Here is a 13,248-nt window from a genome sequence, read left to right as displayed (position 1 = left end):
CAGTGCCATCGATGGCGGAGGCTGAGGGGGCTGTCCGGAGAAGGGGAGGCGCTGTTGTGCCGCAGCGCCGACGACTGCAAGGATGGCGTGCCCCATTTCGCCAGGAAGCGCGCGGCCCGCTTCACCGGCACCTCATGTGGGCGATGTGGGAGGTCACCATGAACGACAAGATGACAGCCATCGCAACGACCCGCAGACGGCTGATGCTGGCTGGGCTCGCCGCGGGTATTGCTGCGCCGGCACTGGCGCAGGCGCAGTTCCCCAACCGGCCGGTGCGCATCATCGTTCCCTTTGGACCAGGGGGCTCAGGAGATATCTCCGCGCGGCTGTGCGCGCAGTACATCGAAACGACGGCCGGCCAGCCCGTGGTGGTCGAGAACCGGCCCGGCGCCAATGGCGTCATCGGCACGATGGCGGTGAAGGCGGCACCTGCTGACGGCTACACGCTGCTGCTCTGCACCACGAGCACCCACGCCGCGAACCCAAGCCTGATGCGGAACCTGCCCTATGATCCGGGCACGGATTTCGACGTGGTGGGCATGTTCGGCTCGGCCGGCAGCTATTTCATCGTCAGGTCTGAATCCCCTTGGCGCACGATCCCCGACTTGGTCGAGGCGGCACGGGCGCGGCCGGGCCAGTACAGCTTCGGCCACTTCAACACCGCATCCCGCATGCCGGCTGAAATCCTGAGCAAGGTCGCCGACATCCGGCTCCTTGGCGTGCCATATCGTGTTGTGGGAACGGCGATGAGCGACCTGCTTGCCGGTCGGATCGATTTTGTGGTGCAGGAGACGTCAGCGGCGGACAGCTACCTCAAGAACAACCAGGTTCGCGCGCTCGCCACAACCCGCGCGCGGCGCTGGGACCGATACCCGGACCTGCCCTCGGTCGCGGAATTCTACCCCGATGCGGCGCTGCCTGGCCTGCTCGGCCTCGCGGTACCGAAGGGAACGCCACTGCCGGTGATGCAGCGGCTGAACGAATTGGCGGTAGGGGCTCTCAATTCCAGCCCGATGCGCGAGAGGCTGGAGGAGTTTGGCCACACCATCGGTCGCTACAGCCTGGAAGACTGTGCCAGCTATGTGCGCGACCTGCGGGAACGCTACGCGCGCTACGTCGCCCTGGCCGGGATCGAACCCGAATAGCCGGTGCCGGACGGACGACGCGGCCGCGCGCGCCGCGGTGGCCTACTCGCCGACTGCGAACAAGACGGGAAACGGGGACAACCGGCGGCGCCATGTCCAGACCAGCACGGTGATCGCTCGATACCTCAAGAAGCTCAATCCGGAGTAAAGGCGGGCCGTGGGACACGGCACCCGACCCCATCCGTACGTGCCGAAATGGCAAGGAGAGACAGAACTGGCATTTGGCGCGCTGAACCCGCCGGGCCAGCGTCGCTCAAATACGGCTCGGGCAACGCCCTCGCGTGTCTGGCCCGAAAGGCGGGGCTTTCCCGGGCGGGGTGCGCGGACCCAGAAATGGTCTGTGACACCGCGACTGCGTGGTTGTGCGCGCAGTCCCGGACGAACCCGTCTCCGCCGCCTGGATGCCTGATTTCCCCGTTCTACGGGGAAAGGACAGGGAAATTCGCGCCGATTCCCCCAGTTGACGGGGCGCCGCCCGAGTGGAACGCACGGAACTCCTGGAGTTCCGCATCATTTCCCTAAAGATTCAAACAGAGAATCTCAGAGCGCGTTGCGGGGAAAGTTTCACAGAGTTCAGGGAATTGGGCGGCCAACAAAATGCGTGGTCGTCTCGCTCGGTCGGCGGTAGCGCGCCTTCTCAGGATCTGCGGCGACGGTGTCGTGGACGCTCTGGAATGTGCGACGGCGCGCCTTACCTCGACCCGGGAGATCAGCATCGGCAACCGTCCGAGTTCGACTCGAACGTGGCGGATCGGTCGGATTAGGCGGGTGGCGTCGCCAAAAAAACATCGGGCGTCCGGGCAATACGATCGAAGGTGGCTCGGTCGAGCCCTTTACCGCGCGACGAGTACCCCGACATGCACTGGCTGTTGTTACTCAATGGCCTGCCAGCATCAGTCAACGCGTCGCTACGAAGACTCCAATGCGTCCCGTGTGCGCAGCACCTTGATGGCACTGTTCGACCTACGCTTCTACCGCGCCAGCCAGGCTGCATAGTTTGGCGTAGGTGGCATCCGCGATCACAATGCCATCCGTCACCGCACGGGCCCGCCTGCGACGACGCTCATCGCCCGGGAGTCGATCCGAACCGGCTTCCCGCAGCATCGCAACCAGTTCTGCGATCCGGGAGGGAACCTCGCCGCCCGGTCCACGCGTCGGGTCGATCAGCAGCACGAACTGTCCGGCACGCGAGGTCTGCGCGCCGGGAAACTTCGGCGACTCATCCTGGAAGCCGAAGCGACCACCCGTCATCGCGGCGGCCAGCACCTCGATCATGAAGGCGATGCCCGCCCCCTTGTGCGCGCCGAAGGGGAGCAGCGATCCGCCGTCGAGAATCAGCGCCGGATCGGTCGTTGGATTGCCCTGCGCATCAAGGCCAACGCCCTCTACCACCGGATGGCCTTCGACACGTGCCTTCAGCACTTCGCCTTGTGCGCGGAGGCTCGAGGCTTGGTCCCACACCACCGGCGGCCCGTCGCTGCGTGGACAGGCGAAGGCCATGGGGTTGGTACCGAGCACCTTCCGCCTTCCACCCCAGACGACGATGCGCGATCGTGTATTCACGACCGTGATCGCGATCAGCCCGCTTTCGGCGAAGGGTTCGACATCGGGCCACAGCGCGGCGAAATGGTGCGAGTCGTGAATGCAGATCGCGGCAAGTCCTTCGCGCCGCGCGGTGGCGATCGCCTGCTCGCGCACCGCGGCCAGGGCGACCTGTGCGAAGCCGTTGCGGCCATCGACGGCAAGGATCGCCGGGGCCGGCTGTGTCACGATCGGCACCGCCTCGCCATTCACCCAGCCGCTCCTCAGCGTCGCGAGATAGCCGTTGAGACGTAGCAGCCCGTGGCTCGCTGCACCGTCGCGTTCAGCCGCAGCAACGACGCCGGCGACCAGCGTTGCATTGTGCGGGCTCATGCCATGCCGTTCGAAGACTCTAGCAGTGAGGGCGGCGAGCGCCGATTCGCTGAGGATCACGCGCATGGCTCCTGATCGCTGCATGCGACGAGCAGGGCATCGTCGCATGTGCAGCATGCCATGACGTCGCGTGGTTTCCAGCGCCACGATGATGATGCGGAAAAAAAGCGCCGGAGGGGATAGGCGACCCGCCCGCGATGCGCCTACCGTTGCCGTCGGGAGACGACGCGGCATCAGCGAGGCGGGCATTCGACGGCACGAGAAGGCCGTCCGAATCCCGCTCCATGACCGACGCAGCGGCTGGTGCCGCCGAGCGTAGTTCGAGGAGGCTTGAACCATGCAAACACCCTTCACCCGGCGTCTGTTGCCAGGGCTCACCGCGGTCGGCGGGCTGCTTGGCGCGCGGGCCGCACAGGCCCAGCCCGCGGCGACATCGACCTGGGACCAGATCACATCCACCAGGCGCCTGCGCGTCGGCGCGGCACTGACGGAACCCTGGTACTACAAGGACACGACGAACAATGCCGCGCCCGGCGGGGTGCGGATCGGCGACGTCACCTGGCGGGGCATCGGCCCCCGACTGGGGGATGCCATCGCCAAGGCGATGAACGTGCAGCTCGAGATGGTGGAGGTCACCTGGGGCACCGCGGTCGCCGCGCTCCAGGCCAATCAGATCGACACCATGTTCATCCTCGATCCAACGCCCGAACGTGCCCTGGCGATCGACTTCGTCTTCGCGCCGATCCTCTGGTACCCCGTCGCCGCCCTGGCGAAGAACAACTTCGCGCCGACCACCTGGGCGGAGATCAGCGATCCGGCCGTGAATTGCGGCGTGGTGCTCGGCAGCTCGACCGACCAGACGCTGACGCGGTTGTCGCCGCGCGCGAACATCCAGCGATACCAGCAGACCGGCGAGATGCTCGCCGCCTGGCAATCGAACCGTATCCAGGCGGCCTTCCTGACCGCGCCGGGATCGGATCTTGCCATCGCGCGGCTGCGCAGCGGCAAGACGCTGATCCCGCGCCCGGTGGTCGCGGTGCCGGCCGGCGCCGGCGTGCGCAAGGAAGCCGATAGTCGCTGGGCCAACTATCTCTCGACCGTTGTCGCCTACTACTACAATTCCGGCCTCACCCAGACCTTCTACGACGAGTTCATGACCTTCCGTGGCCTGGAGCCCGGCCGCGCCACCGCGATCCAGCGCGAGGCCTGGTAGGCCCGCATGGGCTATGAGTGGGATTTCGCGGCGGTCTTCCGCCACAGCGGTTTGCTGCTGGAAGGAGCCAAGGGTACCTTCCACCTTGCGGGAATGGCGATGCTGATCGCCATCCCTCTCGGCCTGGTGGTCGCGCTGCTGCGGCTGTCGCGGCTGCCAGTGATCTCCTGGCTTGCCGTGCTCTACACGGATGTGTTCCGCACCTCGCCATCGATCGTGCTGATCTACTGGTTCTTCTTTGCCTTCCCGCTGCTGGCTGGCGTCGATTTCGACACCTTCACCGCGGTATCGCTCACGCTTGGCCTGCAGACCGGGGCCTATATGGCCGAGGTGTTCCGCGGTGGCATCCAGTCGATCCGCCCAGGGCAATGGCAGGCGGCAAAGGCGCTGGGCATGGGGCCTGCGACGACGCTGCGCTACATCATCCTGCCGCAGGCGATCCGGCACATGATCCCAGTTTTCTTCACCCGCCTGACCGAGTTGTTCAAGGCGACGTCGCTCGCCGCCGTCGTCTCCTATGCCGAGGTGGTGCAGATGGCGTCGCGCGTCTCCTCGGAGACCTTCCGGCCGATCGAGACCTATACCGTCGTCGCGCTGTTCTTCTTCTCTGTCATCTTCGTGGTGAGTCGCCTCGTCCTGATGGCCGAACGCCGCTTCGTGGTGCCGGACTAGGCGGATGGACCACGAATGGGACTTCGCCTTCCTGTTGGAACAGCGCGACTTCATCCTGCGCGGGCTGATGGCGACGCTGCGGCTGGCGGCGACCTGCGTCGCGGCGGGTGTCGCGCTTGGGCTCGTCTTCGCCTCGGCGCGGTTGTCGCGCCTGGTGGTGCTGCGCATGATCGGCACCGCCTATGTCGAGTTCTTCCGCAATATCCCCGTCCTGGTGCAGATCTTCTGGTGCTACTTCACCCTGCCTATCCTGACCGGGATGCAGCCGAACGCCTTCACCGCCGCTTCGGTGGCGATCTCGCTCTATGCCGGAGCGTATCTGGCGGAGATCTTCCGCTCGGGCATCGCCTCGATCGAGCGCGGCCAGTGGGAGGCGGCGCGCGCCATCGGCTTCGGCCATGTCGCACTGATGCGCTGGGTCGTGCTGCCTCAGGCGGTGCGCAACGTCGTCCCGCCGCTCACCAACCAGGTGATGGAGATCGTCAAGACCACCACGGTCGCATCCACCATCGCCTATGGCGAGACCCTCTATTCCGCCAAGGTGCTGAGCGACCAGGAGTTCCGCCCCATCGAGAGCTACACCGCAGTCGGCGCCTTCTTCATCCTCCTGCTGACCCTGGTCAGCCTTTTGTCGTCGTATCTGGAGAGGAGGCTGCACCGCCATGGATGAGGTGCTGCGCGTCGAGAACCTGCACAAGCGCTTCGGCCCCCTGCATGTGCTGCGCGGCATCAACCTGTCGGTCCGCAAGGGGGAGACGGTGGTGATCCTCGGCGCCTCGGGGTCGGGCAAGAGCACGCTACTGCGCTGCCTCAACTTCCTCGAGATGCCGAATGAGGGTCGGATTACGGTCGAGGGCAAGCTGGTCGGGAAGGCTACGACCAAGCCGGGTGTCATGGCCTATTCCAACGCTGAGCTGAACGCACTGCGCGCGCGCATTGGCATGGTCTTCCAGCAGTTCAACCTGTTCCCGCACATGACGGCGGAGGGCAACATCATGATCGGGCCGATGAAGCGGCGCGGGATGTCCGAGGAGGCGGCACGCGCCTTGGCGCATGAGAACCTGCGCCGCGTCGGCATCCTGGAGAAGGCACGCGAGTATCCCGCGCGGCTGTCTGGCGGGCAGCAGCAGCGCGTGGCCATCGCCCGCGCGCTCGCGATGGAGCCTTCGATGATGCTGTTCGATGAGGCGACCTCAGCCCTCGACCCCGAACTGGTGGGCGAGGTGCTGCTGACCATGCGCCGCCTGTCCGAGGAGGGGATGACCATGCTGGTCGTCACCCATGAGCTGGGCTTCGCCTACAACGTCGCGCATCGCGTCATCTTCCTCGAAGGCGGAGAAGTGCATGAGCAGGGCACGCCGCAGGAAGTCCTGCTGAATCCGCAGCGTGAGCGCACGAAGGACTTCCTGCGCAGCCACACCTTGTTCCGGCTGCCCGAGGCGGGCGCCGCATCCCATTCCTGAAGGAGGGTGGCGTCCATGCGGCGCATCGTGATCATCGGCGGCGGCATCATGGGCTCCGCCATCGCCTATACCCTGGCCCGCACCGGCGTCATCGCCGATGTCACGGTGGTGGAGCCCGACCCGACCTATGAGTTCGCGGCCACGCCGCGCGCGGTGGGTGGGATCCGTCTGCAGCATGCGGTGCGCGAGAATGTCGAGATGTCGCTCTATGGCGACGCCGTCTATTCCGCGTTCGACCAGCATGTCACCGGCGGGAAGGTGAGTTTCGACCCGCAGTTCCACCGCATCGGCTACCTGTTCATGGTTGAGGGCGCGGAGGCGCGCGCCTCGCTCGAAGCCAATGTCCGCATGCAGCAGGGCCTCGGCGTCGAGATCGACATCCACGACGTTGCCGCGCTACGCCGCCGCTACCCCTCCTTCACCTTCAAGGGGGCGGAGGTCGGCGCGCTCTCCCCGGGCGACGGGCAGATCGATCCGAATGCCGCGCTGATGGGCTATCGCCGCGCGGCAGAGGGGCTCGGGATTACCTATCTCAAGGACCGGGTCGTCGGGCTGGAGATGGCGGGCAACAAGGTGGTGCTGGCACGACTCGAATCCGGCGCGAGCCTGCCGGTCGAGATCGTCATCAACACTGCCAATTGCTGGGCCGCGGATGTCTGCGCCATGGTCGGCGTGAAGGTCCCGATCGGGCCGATGCGGCGCCAGCAGTTCCACTTCCTCTCCCAGGATCCGGTCGAGGCCTTCCCAGCCGTGCGCCACCTCAACGGCTTCTCCTTCCGCCGGCATTCCGGCGTCTATCTTTGCGGGCACACCAATTTCGGCGAGCCCGAAGGCTTCAACTGGGAACTGCAGCACGACGTCTTCGAGGAACATCTCTGGCCGCAACTCGCCGAGCAATGCCCGGCCTTCGAAACCATCAAACCGCGCGGCGGCTGGGTGGGGCACTACGACATGAACTGGCTCGACGGGAATCCGGTGATCGACTGGATCGACAGCGTGCCGAACATGCTGCTCTGCGCGGGCTTCTCCGGCCACGGATTGCAGCACGCGCCGGCCGTGGGGCGTGCGGTGAAGGAGATGCTCCTCGATGGCGGCTTCCGTTCCATCGATCTCTCAAGGTTCTCCTGGCAGCGCATCCTGGACGGCACGCCCATCCCGGATGATGGACCGAAAGCATGAGTGCGCCCGTCGTCGTCATCGGCGGCGGCTTCATCGGCCTATGCTCTGCCCTTCAGATCCAACGGCGCGGGCTCGAGGTCACGCTGGTCGATCCGGGCGACCCGGAACGGGCGGCCTCCTTCGGCAATGCCGGGCAATTCGCGGTGGGGGAGGTGGTTCCGCTCTCCGGTCCCGACACGCCGGCCAAGGTGCCGCGCTGGCTGATGGATCCGCTCGGGCCGCTCGCCATCCGCTGGCGCTACCTGCCGCGACTCACCCCCTGGCTGGTGCGCCTGCTGCGCGCGGGGCGGATGGATCGGGTGGAGGGGATCTCCCGCGCCATGGTTGCGCTGAACGACCGCATCCACCTCGACTACCAGCCGCTGCTGGAGGCCGCAGGCGCGCAGGCGCTGGTGCAGCCGGGGCCGCACCTGCGGCTCTATCCTTCCCGCCGTGAGTTCGAGGCGGAGGGCTGGCGCTGGGAGATGCGCGCGAGGGCCGGGCTGAAGCACGAGCTGCTCGACAACGCGGCGCTGCATGCGCTGGAGCCGACGCTGTCGGATCATATCGGCTTCGCCGTCGCCTCGCCGGATCGGTCCTCGGTGATCGAACCCGGCGCGCTGATGCGCGCGCTCGGCGATTGTATCCGCGCCTCCGGTGGGACGTTCGTCACCGGCCAAGTCACCGCCTTCACGCGTGAGGGTAGTGACATAAGCGGCGTAGCGCTGGAGGATGGGCGCGTCATTTCCGCCAGCCACATCGTGCTGGCGGCCGGGGCCTGGTCGCATCGTTTGGCGAAGCTGCTGGGCGACAAGCTGCCGCTGGAAAGCGAGCGCGGCTATCACGCCGTCCTGCCCGATCCGCGCGTCATGCCGCGGCACGCCATGTCCCATGTGGCGCGCGGCTTCGCTGTGCTGCCGATGGGCGACCGGCTGCGACTGGCCGGCACGGTGGAGCTCGCGAGCGTCGACGCGCCACCCAATTGGGACCGCGCGCGCAAGCTGCTCGAAGGTGCGAAGGAGCTGTTCCCTGGCATCGGCACCGAGGGCGCGACGTTCTGGATGGGGCACCGGCCCGGCTTGCCGGATTCGCTGCCGGTGATCGACCGTGCAACACAGGCGCCCAACGTGATCTACGCCTTCGGGCATGGGCATCTCGGGCTGTCCTGGGCAGCGACGACAGGGCGCCTGGTGGCTGACCTCGCCACCGACACGCCGAGCAACCTCGACCTCACCCCCTATCGCGCCAACCGATTCCAAGGACCCGCCTGGGCATAGGAGCCGTCATGAAAGGCAGCCAGGACTTCGTCGCCGATCCGCGCAACGCGACGGTGAAGGTCTATCTCTCCGGCGCGCTGGTGCCGCGGGACGAGGCGCGGGTATCCATCTTCGATGCCGGCTTCGTGCTGGGCGACGGCGTGTGGGAAGGGCTGCGGCTGCACAAGGGTGCGCTGTGCTTCCTCGATCGGCACCTGGACCGGCTCTATGCCGGGGCAGCGGCGATCGAGCTCGATATCGGTTTGACGCGCACCGAGATGATCGAGGCATTGTGGAGGACTTTGCGCGTCAACGACATGGAGGACGGCGTCCATATCCGCCTGATGGTCACGCGCGGCCTGAAGAAGGCGCCGAACCAGGATCCGCGCCACACCATCGGGCCGGCGACGGTAGTGATCGCGGCCGAATGGAAGCAGCCGAGTCCCGCCATCGTAACTCAGGGATTGGTGCTCGCGACATCGTCGATCCGCTGCTCGCCGGCGGATATGTTCGATATGCGACTCAACTCCCACAGCCGGTTGAATCTGATCACGGCGCTGCTGCAGGCGATTCGTGTCGGCGCAGATGAAGCGCTGATGCTCGATCCGCATGGCTTCGTGTCATCGTGCAATGCGACGAACTTCTTCTTCGTGCGCGACGGGGAGGTCTGCACCTCGACCGGGGATTACTGCTTCAACGGAGTGACGCGCGGGAATGTCATTGCGCTGTGCGAGTGCAGCGGCATCCCGCTGCGCCAGGCGAATTTCTCGCTGATGGATGTCTATGCAGCGCAGGAAGCCTTCGTAACCGGGACCTTCGGCGGGCTGACGCCGGTGCGCTCCATCGACGGGTGGGCCCTGCCGCTTGCGCTACCTGGCCCGACCACGGCGAAGCTTCGTGAACTCTATGACGTATTGAAGGACGCTGAGCCGATGGCGAGGTGACGTACTGCGTAACCTTTGGGAAGCATGATGCCGGCTTGCCGAACTGCTGGATCATGGGGCTTGAGCCGACGCGGGTGAGCGTGATTCATCAGCGGGCGAAGGCGGAGCGTGATCCGCGTGTGGCGCGGCGCCTTCCCGCGATCGCGGCGGCACCGGCGACGCAACGCAGCGTTGTCTGTGCGCCCGCAGCATGACGTCTTGGCGGCCAATGCGCGGTTGGCACGCCGATCACGCTGGCGGCGATGCCGGAGGAATGCCAGCCCATCCCCATCACGCAGCCGAAGGACCGGAACCGAAAGGGGGTGCACAAGGCGCCGCAACCGCTCGTTGCGCCCGTATTCGAGAATGATGGTCGCGAAGATCACCGCGCCCAGGCGCGTCATGCGCTGGCCGAGTCTCGCAGACACGCGGTTGCCATGCAGCGGCAGGTCGGTGCTATGCCCGAGCGCGACAGCAACAGATGGATTAGATGTTTGGGCCCGGGGTTTGATGGTGCAGATCAGCGATAAAGCGTTGCGGCTCTGCGGCCCATGGTTTGCAGTGACCGCACAGGCGCTTGAGGCGACGGCCGCAGTTGTACGCGGCGACGACGTCGCTGAGCCGGAGCTGGTCGTGGCTCTCGTAGTGGAAGCGTTTGACGGTGGTGTCCTTGATGGTCCCGTTCATCCGCTCGACCAGGCCGTTATCCGGCATGGTGGCTTCGGTGTCCTGATGTCCCTGCTGACCGGGCTTTTGGTCAGACCTATGGTGAGACCATCCGGGACATGGGGGCGTCGGCCATATCGCCAGGGTTCTGAAATGGAGCTGGTTAAGCGCGATCCGCCTCGACAGAGCCGGGTGGGATCTCTGCTCGCGCCTCGGCCAAGCAGCCGCGCAGCCAGCCCGCGAAGGCCTGGACCGTTGAGCGACCGGCGGCGATCTCCGTCATGACCAGATGATAGCCCGTCCCGTCCTCCAGCACCGGGGCGAAGGGGCGCACCAGCTTGCCTTCCGCCAGGGCCTGCGTAACCAGCACGCCCCAGGTGATCGCGATGCCCTGACCGGCCTCCGCGGCCGCGAGCGCGAGCGCCGTCTCATCGAAGCGCGGGCCTGTCGTGGCGAGCGCCGGATCGAGCCCCGCCACCTTCAACCAGGCCACCCAATGCGGCCGCTCCGTGTAATGCAGCAGTGTGTGCCGCGAGAGGAAATCCAACGCAGGCAGGCGCCGCGCCTGCACTGTCCATAGCGCGGGGGCGCAGACGGGGAACATCACCTCCTGCGTCAGCGGCTGCACGACATGGCCGGGCCAGTTGCCGTCGCCGGTGCGGATGGCGACATCGACATCGGTGCCGTGCAGCTGCGCGAAGTAGCGATGACTTTCAAGGCGCAGGTCGATCCAGGGATGGCGCGCGACGAAATCCCCGATGCGCGGCGCAAGCACCCGCATCGCGAAAGTTCTCGGCGCATTGACCAGTAGCGTCGTGCGGCTCCGCGGCTGGCCGATCCGCAGCAGCCCGGTCTCCAGCTGGTCCAGGCCGCGTCGCACATAATCCGCGAGCAGGTCGCCGGCTTCCGTCAGGCGCAGTCCGCGCGGGCCGCGGCGGAACAGCGGTTCCTGCAACCGTTCCTCCAGCGCCTTGACCTGGCGGCTGATCGCCCCCTGCGTGATGCCAAGTTCCGCAGCCGCCCGGCCCATGTTCAGGTGCCGCGCCGCCGCGTCGAAGACCCGCAGGGAGGCCAGGGGCAGCCCGGCCACGCCATGACCTGTGCTCATGGCTCGGCACCCTACTGCGCCGCTGCACGGCGGGCCAGCCTTGCGCCCAAACTGGCGCCGTACCGCAGGACCAGGACCGAATGATCGACGCCGGCCGCTTCGACCCCGTCACCCTCCAGATCCTCTGGAGCCGGTTGATCTCGATTGCCGATGAGGCGGCCGCGGCACTGCACCGGACCTCCTTCTCAACCATCGTGCGGGAGTCGAACGATTTCGCCACCGTGCTGATGGATGAGAAGGGCGCGAGCCTGGCTGAGAACTCGATCGGCATCCCGAGTTTCGTTGGCCTGCTGCCGCGCACCCTCAAGCACATGCTGGCCGAGATCCCGCTGGACGATCTTCGCCCCGGTGACGTGCTGATCACCAATGACCCTTGGATGGCGACGGGGCATCTGCTGGACATCACCACGGTCTCGCCCGTGTTCCGCAAGGGCAAGCTGGTCGGCTTCGCGGGTGCTACGTCCCACATGCCGGATATCGGCGGCGTGCTGTGGTCGGCTGACTGCCAGGAGGTGCTAGAGGAAGGCATCCGCATCCTGCCGACCAAACTGTATGATGGCGGGCGCGAGAACCGCGAGTTGACGCGGATGATCCGCGCCAATGTCCGCGTCGCTGACCAGGTGATGGGCGACATTGCCGCGCAGGTCACCGCGCAGTCGGTCTGCGCGCGACGGCTGTTGGAATTCCTGGATGATACCGGCCTCGAAGACCTGACGGAATTGTCCGCCACCTTGCAGGCGCGCGCGGATGCGGCGATGCGCAAGGCGATCAGCGCGCTGCCCGACGGCACCTGGCATCATGTTATCCACGCTGATGGCTACGAGGACCTGGAGACGCGCATCGAATGCGCGGTCACTGTGAAGGGCGATACGCTGACGGTGGACTACGCCGGCACCTCGTTGCAGATCGCCCGCGGGCTGAACAGCGTGATGAACTACACCTACGCCTATTCGGTCTATCCGCTGAAATGCGCGCTCGACCCCGACACGCCGCGGAATGAAGGCAGCTACCGCGCGGTAACCGTCACCGCGCCGGAGGGTTCGATCCTCAACCCACGCTATCCGGCGGCGGTGAATGCGCGCCACCTGACCGGGCTGTTCCTGTCCGGTGCGATCTATGGCTGCCTGGCACAGGTGGTGCCGGAGAAGGTGATCGCCGACAGCGCCTCGCCCTCCCCTCGCCCGGTCACGACCGGGCGCGACCGGCGCGGGGAACGCTTCTCCCAGGTGCTGTTCGGCAGCGGTGGCATGGGGGCCGGCGCGGGGCGCGATGGGCTGAATGCCACGGCTTTCCCGACCAACTCCGGGTCGGGGTCGATCGAGGCCTTCGAATCCAGCACGCCGGTCATCGTCTGGCGCAAGGACCTGCTGGCCGATAGCGGCGGTGCCGGTGAATGGCGCGGCGGTCTCGGCCAGGAAGTTGAACTGGAAGTGATGAGCGACGATCCGGTGCGCCTGTCCCTCATCGCCGATCGCATGAAGCATCCGGCGGGCGGGCTCGGCGGCGGTGCATCGGGCGCGCCGGCGCTGGTCACGTTGCAGGATGGACGCCGGCCGCATCCCAAGGGCCGGTCCACGCTGATGCCCGGCGACCGGCTGACGATGCACTATGGCGGCGGCGGTGGCTATGGCGACCCGGCCAAGCGCGATCCGGCAGCAGTGCTGCGTGACCTCGAAGACGGATACGTGACGCCCGAAGGCGCTCGCCAGAACTACCGAGAGGAGGGATGA

General features: G+C 66.5%; 11 protein-coding genes and 1 pseudogene. 9 read left to right on the top strand and 3 right to left on the bottom strand.

The genetic code is table 11. The annotated features are described in order from the left end of the window. Positions 1 to 56: 56 nt before the first annotated feature. A complete protein-coding gene (locus AC2YHJ_RS15765) occupies positions 57 to 1,145 on the top strand; it encodes a Bug family tripartite tricarboxylate transporter substrate binding protein (protein WP_487397027.1) in 1,089 nt (362 codons plus the stop codon). A gap of 963 nt (positions 1,146 to 2,108) precedes the next feature. Here AC2YHJ_RS15765 and AC2YHJ_RS15760 read toward each other — a convergent pair. Continuing rightward, positions 2,109 to 3,308, bottom strand: a complete 1,200-nt coding sequence (locus AC2YHJ_RS15760; protein ID WP_487397026.1) for an Ldh family oxidoreductase — start codon at positions 3,306 to 3,308, stop codon at positions 2,109 to 2,111. Positions 3,309 to 3,396: 88 nt separating this feature from the next. Between AC2YHJ_RS15760 and AC2YHJ_RS15755 the strand changes: the two genes are divergently transcribed. The 7 genes from AC2YHJ_RS15755 to AC2YHJ_RS15725 are packed head-to-tail and all read left to right on the top strand — an operon-like array spanning position 3,397 to position 9,765. Beyond that, the gene (locus tag AC2YHJ_RS15755; protein ID WP_487397025.1) at positions 3,397 to 4,272 is read left to right on the top strand and encodes a transporter substrate-binding domain-containing protein; all 876 of its coding nucleotides are present in this window, start codon (positions 3,397 to 3,399) and stop codon (positions 4,270 to 4,272) included. A 6-nt stretch (positions 4,273 to 4,278) separates the two neighbouring features. After that, on the top strand, positions 4,279 to 4,944 hold the full coding sequence (locus AC2YHJ_RS15750) for an amino acid ABC transporter permease (protein ID WP_487397024.1): 666 nt from the start codon (positions 4,279 to 4,281) through the stop codon (positions 4,942 to 4,944). Positions 4,945 to 4,948: 4 nt separating this feature from the next. After that, complete coding sequence (locus AC2YHJ_RS15745; RefSeq protein ID WP_487397023.1) at positions 4,949 to 5,614, top strand: amino acid ABC transporter permease; 666 nt, start codon at positions 4,949 to 4,951, stop codon at positions 5,612 to 5,614. Beyond that, entirely contained in the window at positions 5,607 to 6,407 is an 801-nt protein-coding gene (locus AC2YHJ_RS15740; RefSeq protein WP_487397022.1) for an amino acid ABC transporter ATP-binding protein, read from the top strand. The genes AC2YHJ_RS15745 and AC2YHJ_RS15740 overlap by 8 nt, the downstream gene beginning before the upstream one ends. A 15-nt stretch (positions 6,408 to 6,422) precedes the next feature. Continuing rightward, a complete protein-coding gene (locus AC2YHJ_RS15735; protein WP_487397021.1) occupies positions 6,423 to 7,586 on the top strand; it encodes an NAD(P)/FAD-dependent oxidoreductase in 1,164 nt (387 codons plus the stop codon). Continuing rightward, positions 7,583 to 8,842 (top strand): NAD(P)/FAD-dependent oxidoreductase, encoded by a 1,260-nt coding sequence (locus AC2YHJ_RS15730; protein WP_487397020.1) that lies wholly within the window; start codon positions 7,583 to 7,585, stop codon positions 8,840 to 8,842. Before AC2YHJ_RS15735 ends, AC2YHJ_RS15730 begins: the two co-directional genes overlap by 4 nt. A gap of 8 nt (positions 8,843 to 8,850) precedes the next feature. Further along, complete coding sequence (locus tag AC2YHJ_RS15725; protein WP_487397019.1) at positions 8,851 to 9,765, top strand: aminotransferase class IV; 915 nt, start codon at positions 8,851 to 8,853, stop codon at positions 9,763 to 9,765. Between the two features lie 465 nt (positions 9,766 to 10,230). On the opposite strand, the pseudogene AC2YHJ_RS15720 reads toward AC2YHJ_RS15725, so the two are convergent. Next, positions 10,231 to 10,479 (bottom strand): annotated as a pseudogene (locus AC2YHJ_RS15720) (IS481 family transposase); the annotation flags it as partial. A 94-nt stretch (positions 10,480 to 10,573) separates the two neighbouring features. Further along, positions 10,574 to 11,518, bottom strand: a complete 945-nt coding sequence (locus AC2YHJ_RS15715; protein ID WP_487397018.1) for a LysR substrate-binding domain-containing protein — start codon at positions 11,516 to 11,518, stop codon at positions 10,574 to 10,576. Between the two features lie 80 nt (positions 11,519 to 11,598). Between AC2YHJ_RS15715 and AC2YHJ_RS15710 the strand changes: the two genes are divergently transcribed. Beyond that, positions 11,599 to 13,248 carry a hydantoinase B/oxoprolinase family protein gene (locus AC2YHJ_RS15710; RefSeq protein WP_487397017.1) on the top strand — a complete coding sequence of 550 codons (1,650 nt, stop codon included), beginning with the start codon at positions 11,599 to 11,601 and terminating at the stop codon, positions 13,246 to 13,248.

This window comes from Roseomonas sp. SRI_022, from assembly GCF_057586215.1.
This window is presented reverse-complemented; position numbering and strand designations above follow the sequence as displayed.